At 36.0% G+C, this 11,322-nt stretch carries 13 protein-coding genes; 1 reads left to right on the forward strand and 12 read right to left on the reverse strand.

The window, feature by feature from the left end:
• Positions 1-3: 3 nt before the first annotated feature.
• The 12 genes from ACUN0F_RS25760 to panB all read right to left on the reverse strand — a co-directional run bounded on the left by ACUN0F_RS25760 (position 4) and on the right by panB (position 10,474).
• Complete coding sequence (locus tag ACUN0F_RS25760) at positions 4-522, reverse strand: YpoC family protein (RefSeq protein WP_264462462.1); 519 nt, start codon at positions 520-522, stop codon at positions 4-6.
• A 3-nt stretch (positions 523-525) separates the two neighbouring features.
• The gene (gene nth / locus ACUN0F_RS25765) at positions 526-1,173 is read right to left on the reverse strand and encodes an endonuclease III (RefSeq protein WP_000933018.1); all 648 of its coding nucleotides are present in this window, start codon (positions 1,171-1,173) and stop codon (positions 526-528) included.
• Positions 1,174-1,188: 15 nt separating this feature from the next.
• The gene (dnaD, locus tag ACUN0F_RS25770) at positions 1,189-1,896 is read right to left on the reverse strand and encodes a DNA replication protein DnaD (RefSeq protein ID WP_000728535.1); all 708 of its coding nucleotides are present in this window, start codon (positions 1,894-1,896) and stop codon (positions 1,189-1,191) included.
• A 122-nt stretch (positions 1,897-2,018) separates the two neighbouring features.
• On the reverse strand, positions 2,019-3,206 hold the full coding sequence (aspB, locus tag ACUN0F_RS25775; RefSeq protein WP_000761545.1) for an aspartate transaminase AspB: 1,188 nt from the start codon (positions 3,204-3,206) through the stop codon (positions 2,019-2,021).
• Positions 3,207-3,224: 18 nt separating this feature from the next.
• A complete protein-coding gene (locus ACUN0F_RS25780; protein WP_046955209.1) occupies positions 3,225-3,728 on the reverse strand; it encodes a cell wall elongation regulator TseB-like domain-containing protein in 504 nt (167 codons plus the stop codon).
• A 7-nt stretch (positions 3,729-3,735) separates the two neighbouring features.
• Complete coding sequence (locus tag ACUN0F_RS25785; RefSeq protein WP_000358351.1) at positions 3,736-3,906, reverse strand: YpmA family protein; 171 nt, start codon at positions 3,904-3,906, stop codon at positions 3,736-3,738.
• A 250-nt stretch (positions 3,907-4,156) separates the two neighbouring features.
• The gene (gene dinG / locus ACUN0F_RS25790) at positions 4,157-6,961 is read right to left on the reverse strand and encodes an ATP-dependent DNA helicase DinG (RefSeq protein WP_445540408.1); all 2,805 of its coding nucleotides are present in this window, start codon (positions 6,959-6,961) and stop codon (positions 4,157-4,159) included.
• A 152-nt stretch (positions 6,962-7,113) separates the two neighbouring features.
• Complete coding sequence (locus ACUN0F_RS25795) at positions 7,114-7,995, reverse strand: IS3 family transposase (RefSeq protein WP_445539081.1); 882 nt, start codon at positions 7,993-7,995, stop codon at positions 7,114-7,116.
• A gap of 8 nt (positions 7,996-8,003) precedes the next feature.
• Entirely contained in the window at positions 8,004-8,300 is a 297-nt protein-coding gene (locus tag ACUN0F_RS25800) for a transposase (RefSeq protein WP_445539080.1), read from the reverse strand.
• Positions 8,301-8,393: 93 nt separating this feature from the next.
• The gene (panD, locus tag ACUN0F_RS25805) at positions 8,394-8,777 is read right to left on the reverse strand and encodes an aspartate 1-decarboxylase (RefSeq protein WP_000490178.1); all 384 of its coding nucleotides are present in this window, start codon (positions 8,775-8,777) and stop codon (positions 8,394-8,396) included.
• Between the two features lie 12 nt (positions 8,778-8,789).
• Positions 8,790-9,638 carry a pantoate--beta-alanine ligase gene (panC, locus tag ACUN0F_RS25810; RefSeq protein ID WP_445540409.1) on the reverse strand — a complete coding sequence of 283 codons (849 nt, stop codon included), beginning with the start codon at positions 9,636-9,638 and terminating at the stop codon, positions 8,790-8,792.
• Positions 9,638-10,474 carry a 3-methyl-2-oxobutanoate hydroxymethyltransferase gene (panB, locus tag ACUN0F_RS25815; protein WP_445540410.1) on the reverse strand — a complete coding sequence of 279 codons (837 nt, stop codon included), beginning with the start codon at positions 10,472-10,474 and terminating at the stop codon, positions 9,638-9,640. Before panB ends, panC begins: the two co-directional genes overlap by 1 nt.
• Before the next feature lie 410 nt (positions 10,475-10,884).
• Between panB and ACUN0F_RS25820 the strand changes: the two genes are divergently transcribed.
• Positions 10,885-11,274: a cupredoxin domain-containing protein gene (locus ACUN0F_RS25820; RefSeq protein ID WP_141475007.1), complete on the forward strand. Its 390-nt coding sequence runs from the start codon at positions 10,885-10,887 to the stop codon at positions 11,272-11,274.
• Positions 11,275-11,322 lie beyond the last annotated feature (48 nt).

The following is an 11,322-nucleotide window of genomic DNA, read 5'->3' on the forward strand; positions in this document are numbered from 1 at the left end:
CTCTTAACGAGAAAAGGACTTCTTTTTTGTTATCATTTTCTTAACATATAGCTTTTCTATTTCAATATACAACTGCGCTAACTGAATATAGGAATGATAATTATTCGGTTTCTTTATAATGAACGAATATCGCTCCATAAAATTAACTGGTTGTACTTCCAATTTACTCGTATAAGCTTCCATTTCATTCAAACTATGAACAGGTTGCTCATTTAGCCAATATACAATCGATAACAAATGTGCCGCAAAAAGAATTATTGGACCTTCAGCTTCTTGCTTATTTCTGTTTCGAAATAGTGTAGCAATGTCTTCATGCTTACTTTTCCATACATTCAACAGTACAGGAATACTATTTTCAATTTCATTCCACGGCTCATATTGTCTTTCAATATCAAATATAAAGTAAGTATTTTGTATTATTTCTTCAAAAGACTGATCTGTATGATACGTAATCGAAGTTACGCTTTCTGTAAAAAATGGTAAGCACCGAAATTCTTTCGGTATTTCTATAACTCGCTCCATCCTTTATTTCCCCTTCATTCGCTTCTTTCCTTCACGACACACTTCTAGTAATCGGCACTCTTCACATTGTGGTCGCTGTGCTTTACAGTGGTAACGCCCAAAGAAAATCATACGATGATGTGTAACGCCCCATTCATCCATCGGAACTTTCTTCATTAATGCCTTTTCTACTTCTAACACCGAATCTTTCCACCTACAAATCGCTAACCGTTTACTCACTCTCTCTACATGCGTATCAACAGCAATCGCTGGAATTCCAAATGCAACCGAAACAACTACATTCGCTGTCTTTCTTCCTACTCCTGGTAATTTCGTCAGCTCGTCACGGTCTTCTGGAACTTTCCCGTTATAATCATCTAGCAACATCTGGCACAATTTTTGAATATTTTTCGCCTTATTTCTAAACAATCCAATGGAACGTATATCTTGTTGTAATTCTTCTAAAGACACGCTTAAATAATCTTCTGGTGTTTTATATTTTTGAAATAAATTTTTCGTCACTTTATTTACAAGTGCATCTGTACATTGTGCAGATAACGCCACCGCGATTACTAATTCAAATGGATTATCATGAATTAATTCACAATGTGCTTCTGGATACATATCCGCCATTGTGTCTAAACAATAGCGAATTTGCGTTTTATTTAACATATACTTCCTCCTACATTACTGCTCCAACCAATTATAAAAAGGCACTTTCCCAGTAAATTTCGTCTCTTGTTTTGTCGTTTGCTGCGTTCTTTGTTGATTTGCTCTAAATTTCCGTCCTTGATTTTGGGCTTGATCTACTGTTTTAATACCATTCTTTTTCCACTCAAATAAAATACGATCAATATATCGGAAATTAAGCTTACCGCTCATTACAGCTTCCCTGAGGGCCGCTTGAATTAAATTCGGATGATGTTGATCTTGATCTTCCCACATACTCAACGTTTCACATTCAAACGGAGAAAGTGGTCTTCCAAATTCTTTTTCAAATACTGTATATAAATTTACTTGCAGTTGTTTTATTTCTTTTTGTTCTTCCTCTATTGATTCATTCATTAAGAAATGCAATATTTTTTCCCATAGCGGTTGTAAAGAATAACTTTCACACATCATCGCTTCTGATTTTTGTCCACCTTCTAGTGATAAAAAACCTTTTTGAATCAATGTCTGAATTACTTCCATACATTTCATTTCAGTAATCGTCATCCGTTCTGAAATCTCTGACGGAGTCGGAAACGAATTGCCCGATTCTAAAAATGTGTGTACATGAAGTACAACCATAAATTCCATTTCATTTAACCCTAATTTTTTATAATGCATCATAAGTAATTTTGGAATTGCAATGCTTCCCTGCTCAAACCACTGTAACATCATTTTCTTTTTCATCACCAAACACCTCGCTCTCTAGTATAACACACCTTTCGCTATTTCTTTTTGCCACAATTCGTCAAAAAAACCTTCCTATTATGTAGGAAGGTTTTTTTGTATTGCGTTAATAAAATATACAATTAAGCTTGCACTTTACTTTTCATAAACGTATGAATGCGTTCTAATGCTTTCTCTACTTGTTCAAGAGATGTCGCATATGATAAACGAACGTTATTTGGAGCACCAAATCCTGTACCTGGTACAAGAGCCACTTTTTCCTCTTCTAATAGAGCTTTTGCCCAATCATCCACAGTTTCGTATCCTGATAAAGCTACAGCTTCTTTTACATTAGGGAATAAGTAAAATGCACCTTGTGGTTTAATGCAAGTAAAGCCAGGGATTTGAATTAATTTATCATAAATAATGTTTAATCTTTCTTCAAATGCTTGACGCATTGTTTCTACAGGTTCTTGTGAGCCTGCATATGCTGCAATTGCGCCGTATTGAGCGATTGAAGTAGGGTTTGACGTACTATGACTCGCTAAGTTCGTCATCGCTTTAATAAGCTGCTTATTTCCTGCTGCATATCCAATACGCCATCCTGTCATAGAATGAGATTTAGATACACCATTAATAATAAGTGTTTGTTCTTTTAATGCATTAGAAAGCTGGGCAATCGAAGTATATTCTGCTCCACCATAAATTAATTTTTCATAAATTTCATCTGAAACGATTAAAATATCGTGTTCTAAACATACTTCTCCAAGCTGTTGTAATTCCTCTTTGCTATAAATCATTCCTGTTGGATTGCTCGGTGAATTAATAATAACTGCTTTCGTTTTCTCTGTAATTGCCTCACGCAGCTGCTTCGCTGTAATTTTGTACTCATTGTCTTCCAGGCCTTCTACGTAAACTGGCTTACCTCCAGCAAGCTTTACTTGCTCAGGATAACTTACCCAATAAGGAGTTGGGATGATAACTTCATCTCCTTCATCAAGTAACACTTGGAATAATGTATATAATGCATGCTTTGCACCGTTACATACAATAATTTCAGATGGATCATACGCAATTCCTTGATCACGTGTAAACTTCTTCACAATTTCTTGTTTTAACGCTTGTAATCCACCTGTTGGTGTATACTTCGTATGTCCTTCTAACATCGCTTTATGTGCAGCATCCATAATATGTTCTGGCGTATTAAAGTCAGGTTCTCCTGCCCCTAATCCAATTACATCATGACCTTCTGCTTTTAATGCTTGTGCCTTTGCTGTAATTTCTAAAGTTGCAGATGGTGTTAAAGCAGCTACTCGCTTTGCTAATTTCATTTGTAGTTCCCCCTACATCTATTTTTCAATGCTGTAGTGACCAGCATAAGCCCCATTTTGAAACTCTAAATAATAATACGTATAACGATCTTCCTGATCAATATATGTAATTTCCCACAACGGAATATCGTTTTGAGCACCTAATTTTACTTTTATAATTTCTTTTGGCTTTGGCTTTGGCTCATCACCTTTTCCTGTAGCTTGTTCAGCCAACTTTTGCAAAGCTTCTTTTTCAGGAATACCTTCACTCTTTTTCTTCACAAGGACATTCCCTTTTTTATTAGGCACCCAAACAATAATTTGTTCTCCTTTTTCGTCTACACCTTGTACGACTGTATATGAAGAATTTCCATTATAATAATCAACAGATTTTACTTTTGTAAGCTTTGCCTTTTCTTTTGCAATTTCTACAGATTTTGCCTCTTTATGGATTTTCTTTTCCATTGCTTTATTGTAAACATACGCCCCATATATTCCGCTAGCAACGATTACGATAACGATTGCAAAGATCCACTTTTTCATTGTATCACTACGTTCTGTAAATCGTAAATACAGCTATTTCTTTATCTTTTTCGTCTAATGCTAATCCGAACATGAGGTCCTGTTCTTTTAACGTACGATTCAAACTATCAACAATTTTATACAAGTCAGACGAATATTTAATACGCGTCGTTGATAGGACTTCGATTTTCTTATCCATGAAAAAACTCCTCCGTTACACAAAAATTTCTAATTATAGAAGAACGCAATACGGTTACAATAAGAGTACATTCTTTACAACCCCTGCTTCATCACCCATCTATTATAGCAGGACATGTACTGCAAAAAAAGGTTTCAAGTCGAAAACCAATACATTTTGTATACAAGAAGTAAGAAAAATAAAATTCCTCCTACCCACATTTTTTACGCCTGAAGCTTAAATGTACTTCAGGCGTATTTTTCTTCCAATTTTATTTATTTGGCCATGCCTTTAATTGTTCTAATAATTCTTCTAGAGGGCCTTCATAAAGCGGAACAGTTGGGATTGATTGTAAAAAACGTTTTCCATAAGAAGTGCTTATCAAACGACGGTCTAATACAAATACTGTTCCGGTATCTGTACTTGTTCTAATCAGACGACCAAATCCTTGTTTGAAACGCAAGATTGCTTGCGGGAGTGCTAACTTAGCGAATACGTCCTCTCCTTGATTTTTTAAACACTCTCCTTTTGCTTCCATCATCGGTTGATGAGGAGGCGTAAAGGGAAGCCGTACAATAACAAGACAACTAAGGGCATCTCCAGGTATATCTATCCCTTCCCAAAAACTACTTGTTCCTAACAAAATCGATTTGTCGAACTCTTGAAATTTACGAATGAGACGACTTCGGCTCTTATTATTTACACTTTGCGTTAATAATAAATACCCCTCTAATTCTTCATCATTTTTCAAATTCGTATACGCTTCTTTCAACATTTCATACGAAGTGAATAAAACAAGCATTCTACCTTTTGTAGCTTTCGCTATTTTTGCAATATGTGCCGACACAGATTCAATATATTCTTCATTACTTGCTTGCTTAATAAAAGGCACATCTGTTGAAACCATTAATTTCATCTGTTCTTCAAAACGGAATGGTGATGGAACCTGTAATGTACTGGGAGCAAAATCATGTAAACCTAGCTCCTCTTTTATATAGTCAAATGAATCGTTTACTGTTAACGTTGCTGATGTGAAAATAACACTCTTTTTCTGTGTTAAAAATTCATCCGCAAGCCTTTCACCAATATGAACAGGCTGTGCATATAAAACGGTTGAATGAATTGTTCCCTTCGTTTCAGTCTCCATCCATGTCACGTATGAATTTTTTTCTAAAATGAGTAATTGTAAAGATTGTTCCATCTTTCTCAACAACTCAATTAAATGCATAAATTCACCTGTAACAACATGCATCTCCCATTCTAATTTACTTTGCAATATATCAACTTGCTTCTCAAGTGTAGTCAATAATTTTCTTACATCGTATACAAAACGATTTGTTAACTCGGTAATGCTATCCCATAACTTACCTTTCTCTACTTCCGTGTTATATCGATAAATGAGTGGCATATTGCTTATCCCTTGTTCCTGCTTTGTTTGTTTAAAGATGAAAGCACGTAACATTTGGAATAGCTCATCCGCATCAAATTTCAATTCCTTCAAACTATGACTCACCATACGGAAAGTCGAACGAGAGGCTTGCTCTGATTTTTTCATCATTTTATATACTTTAGAAAGTACATCATCTGTTTCTAGCGTACCAAGACGAGATAAAACTAATTGAAAATACATACAGGAGAACTGTTCACCTAATGTTCTACTCGCCGCTTCCTCGATATGATGAGCTTCATCAAAAATAATATGTTCACATGAAGCAAATAGTGGTTCTTCACTTGAAAAATCTTGAAATAATAACGCATGATTTGTAATAACGATATCTGCAAATAATGCTTTATTCTTTGCTCGTTGATAAAAACAACGGCTATACCAGTTGCTTTGCATCCCGCCTGGACTATGTACATCACTACAAATGCGGTTCCAAAGTAACTTTCCGCCCTCAGGAATATTTAATTCATCACGATCGCCAGTTTCTGTTTGCAATAACCACACTAAAATTTTTGCCTTTGTGAGCGCCATATCATAATTTTTCTCTTCCTCTTGCAAAGCATATTCAAATTTATGTAGACAAAGATAATGCTTTCTTCCTTTCAAAAGAGCTACTTCAAATGAAAATGGCATTATTTTCTGTAGTAATGGAATTTCTTTTTCTAATATTTGTTGTTGCAGTTGTACTGTTTGGGTACTTATGATGACAGGTTCTTCTTTTTTCGTTGCAAAATAAATACTTGGAAGTAAATATGCAAGAGTCTTCCCTGTTCCTGTTCCTGCTTCAATTAGTGAAAACCTAGAATCTCTTAGTGCTGTATATATTTCCTTCATCATAATCTGTTGGCTTTCTCTTTTTTCAAACTTTGGCATATTCAATTCCAGGTTATCGATTGCCTTATGCAAGAAAGCATCAAATTTAGATGAACATGTTTCACTGAGATTTAAAGCATAATTCCGTTTTCGAAGCGCAATATTTCGATACACTTCATACCCCTCTGCCGCTTTTCTACCATGCATCATTTTCTTTAAAATATTTTCAGAAAGTACATCCGCTATATCACTTTGAAAAACATCGCTCAATTCATAGAGCGATTGCAAGGTGACAAGTGGTAACTTTTCAATTTCATTTAAAAATTGTAAAAATAATTCCGCTGTTGCAAGAGCATCACTATCCGCACGATGCGGTTGATCGTGCTCTAATTCATGTTGTTTAGCTAAATCACGTAATTTATAACTATCAGCCGTCGGCAAAAGAATTTGCGCCAACTCAACTGTATCAACTTTCGGACAATGTACTTCTGTATATCCAGCCCACCTTAATTCTTCCGTTAAAAAATTCCAATCAAAGTGAACGTTATGTGCAACGAAAGCTGCACCTTGCAATAGCTCAACAACCATCGGGGCTACATCTTGAAATAACGGGGCTTGCTTAACCATACTCTCATCAATCCCTGTTAATTCTGTAATAAATGGCGGAATCTCTCTCTTCGGATTAATAAAAGATGAAAAAATCTCTAGTATCTCTCCATCTTCCACTACAACAGCTGCGATTTGGGTAATTTTATCCTTCCCGTCCTTCCAGGAGTTCCCTGTCGTCTCTAAATCCACAACGACATAACGTTTACTCATATATGTAACACCTCAATTTCTTACCTATCAAACACAAAATTATATAATGTTACTATACCACGTTTTATCTCATCTTAATGAAAAGATGCACAAAAAAGCTATCTCCGTAATGAAGTGACCCCTGTCAAGTAGACAGTCTTTAAAAAGCACAATTAAGCAACCTGAGTTCTATATTTATATGGACTCAGGTTATTTAATTTCTTTTGAAATCTTTGATAATTATAAAAGTACATATATTTGCGCACGGCAACTTTCACCTCATCAGCCTTACGGAAAGAGTATAAATGGAAACACTCTGACTTGAAATGACTAAAGAAGTTTTCTATACAAGCATTGTCCCAACAATTTCCCTTTCGTGACATGCTTGCCTTCATTTGATATTTTTTTAGTAATTGGTTATATTGTCGAGATGTATATTGAAACCCTTGATCACTGTGTAAAAGAATTCCTTTTGCATTTCGTTTTTTTCTTGCCTTTTTCAGGGTATCTAACACAAGCTTCAAGTCGTTTCTACGGCTGATTTCATAGGCGACAATTTCATGATTGTATAGATCTTTAATCGCGGATAAATATAGTCTCTGTCCATTGAAAATTAAGTAAGTAATGTCTGTTACCCATTTCTCATTCGGTTTGGAAGCTTGAAAATCTCTGTTTAGATGGTTATCTGAAATCACATAGGCTTCTTTCTTTCCGTAATAAGGACGTTTTCTCCTAATAACGGATCTGATACCTAATTCCTTCATAAGTCTCTGTACTCGTTTATGATTAATATGAAGATTATAGGTGATTTTCAACCAAACTTGTATTCTTCTGTAGCCATAAATTCCTTTCAGTTTTTTATAGCACGTTACAATCTTTTTCTTGATTTCAGCATCCTCCAATTGTTTTTCAGAAGGTGCTGAATACCGCTTTACCCATTTGTAATATCCACCTCTGGTTACACCAGCAATCTCGCATAACATGATAACCGTGTGCCCTGTGTTTATCATCTCATGGATAATTTCAAATTTTTTCGTTTTGGATACAGCTTCCATTCCTCCTTTTACATCTTTAAGAGCTTTTTTAGCATTTCATTTTCCGCTTCTAATCGTTTTATCTTTGCTTCTGGATCTTCTGGCTTCGTTCTTGGTCTGCCTAAACCGGATCCTTTCGCTTTACCACGTTTTTCTTCTAGCCCTTTGATTCCTTCGGCTTCAAAGTATTTCACCCAACGCCTTACGACCGAGTGATCAATTCCTAATTCCTTGGCAACAGTTTTATAGCCCATTCCTTCTTTTATATATAAATCTACTGCTTTCTTCTTGAATTCCATATCATAAGTTACTCGAATTTTACCCATAGAAAAATCCCCTCCATAGTAAACAGATTAATGTGCTTTCTTTTTTCTGTCTACTATAAGGGGATCATATCATAATAGAGATAGCCTTCTTACTTATAATATCGTACCCGCTTTTTCAGCGCCTAACATTTGGATAATTTGATTATCATCGTCTAATACTGCAATTTTCGGCTCTTGGTTATGAATATTTTCTTCTGCCACTAAACCGTAGCAAATAATAATAACTTTATCCCCTGGCTGTACAAGCCTTGCAGCTGCACCATTTAAACAAACAACACCGCTACCGCGTTCTCCTTTAATAACATATGTCTCTAAGCGCGCACCATTATTGTTATTTACAATTTGTACTTTTTCATTTTCTACAATATTTACTGCATCCATTAAATCTTCATCAATTGTAATACTACCTACATAATTTAAATTTGCTTCTGTTACCGTAGCGCGATGTAACTTCGCTCTCATCATTGTGCGAAACATAGATGCTCCCCCTTATTTAACCGTTAATGTTATATTGTCAATTAATCGTACATTCTCAAATTTAACTGCAATTGCTAAAATCATTCGTCCTTCAATTTTATCTATTACTTGTAGTGAAGGATAGGCATATAAATCAGCATAATCTACAGTGCCTTTCGTATACGTCTCAATATACTCTTTCACAAGAGTTGTAATGATTTCTGCATTACGTTCGCCTGCTTCAATTCTTTCTTTCGCTTTACATAGACTGCGGTATAAATGAGGAGCCTCTTCACGCTCTTCTTGTGATAAATACACGTTACGAGAACTTTTCGCTAATCCATCTACTTCCCTTACAATATCCACTGGTACGATCGTAACCGGAATATTAAAATCAGCGACAAATCCTTCAATGACAGCAACTTGCTGTGCATCTTTCATACCAAAATAAGCACGCGTTGGCAATGTAATATTAAATAGTTTCATTAGTACAGTCGCAACTCCAGCGAAATGACCAGGTCTTTGTTTGCCACATAATACATCGGTACGCTTCACAACTGCTACTGTTGTCGTTTGTTCTGCTGGATACATTTCTTCTACGCTCGGATAAAATAAATAATCTACACCGTTTTCTTTTGCTACATTTTCATCTCTATCAATATCACGAGGGTATCGATCTAAATCTTCATTCGGCCCAAACTGTAGTGGATTGACAAACACGCTTAAAACTACAATTTCATTTTCTGCTCTTGCCTTACGTAATAAAGTCGCATGACCTTCATGTAAATAACCCATCGTTGGAACAAAACCAACACTTTTTCCACTTATACGAAGTTCGTTTGTAATTTGCTGCATCTCTTGCACTGTAGTTACGATTTTCATTATTGTTTTCCTCCGTATAACGATAAGCATTCTTCCTCTTTCATTGTGAACGAATGTTTTTCTTCTGGAAATTGTCCTGTCTTTACTTCAGTAACGTATTGTGAAATCCCTCGCACAATCTCCTCTTGAACAGACGTATATTGCTTCACAAATTTCGGAACACGATTTACGCCGTATGAGATAAGATCATGATAGACAAGTACTTGCCCATCTACTTTTTTCCCTGCTCCAATTCCAATCGTCGGAATTGTTAGTTGCTTCGAAATTAATTCCGCTAACTGCATTGGCACACATTCTAACACAAGCGCTATCGCACCAGCTTCCTCACATCTCTTCGCATCTTCTATTAATTTTTTTGCACTTTCAGCATCTTTTCCTTGTACTTTATACCCACCTAGTACTCCTACAGATTGAGGAGTTAAGCCTAAGTGTGCCACGACAGGAATTCCCGCATTCGTCAAGTAATGAATAGTTGAGACCACTTCCCCTGCACCTTCTACCTTCAGTGCATGAGCACCACTCTCTTGAACAATGCGGCGTGCATTCACCATCGTATCTTGAGGCGACACATGATACGACATAAATGGCATATCAGTTACAATAAACGTCTCTTTCGCTCCTCGGCGTACAGCTTTCGTATGATGAATCATATCCTCTACTGTTACAGGTACTGTTGAATCGTAGCCGAGCACAACCATCCCAAGGGAATCTCCAACTAGAATCATATCAACTTCAGCTTCTTCTGCTAACTTAGCAGATGGATAATCATACGCCGTTAGCATCGTAATCGGCTCACCTTGCTCTTTCATCTTCAAAAAATCTGTTTTTGTTTTCAAAAACTACTCCTCCTTTATACAGGAGAGAGGAGATGGCCGAAATCATATAAAAAACCCCTCTGGCCATAAAAGGGCAGAAGGGTTGTGTGTTAGTCGGCATTATTCATCCCTCTGTCCCAGTCCGTTATTGGATCAAGGCAGAATCCAAGTTATTATTTTTCGTATTGCTTCGAATCATGGTGCAGTTCGCTCTGATACTGCCCACATTCGAACTAATTATAGCAAACTCCAAAAAGGAATTACTATATTTTTTTGAAAAAATAATTTTTTATTCCTATTACGGTATGTGAAATTTTCATAACTAACGCACCCATAGAAAGGATAAATAGCTTTGTTTACATGCATTGTATAACTCGTGAACTAATGATGCAGGTTAATTGAGAAAAGTACTTACAAAAGGAGAATTGCGAATGTTTATGAACAAATGGTTATTTCCATTTACCGGTCTGCTTCTGATGATTGTAGGGATGATAACTTTTAGCTCCTTCCATGCATTTGCCTCAGTTAACGTCGTAACACAACCTATCGATTCAACGAAAGTAATTGAGGTCGAACTGAATGATGATTACTTTCATCCAAACGTCATCACGATTCCAATTGAAGAGTCAACAACATTGTTATTAAAAAACAAAGGTAAGAATGAACACACCTTTACAGTAAAAAAACTTGGCATTGACGTCGTAGTCGAGTCAGGAAAAGAAAAAAATATTACTGTAACCCCTAAAAATACTGGTACATATGAGCTAATATGTCGGTACCATCTCCTTAAAGGAATGGAGGGAAAAGTAATCGTCAAATAACAAGTAAGGGCAAACAGACGATAGTTTAAAATGAAAATTAGATACTAA

The sequence above is a fragment of the Bacillus sp. 1A genome (genome assembly GCF_052682215.1).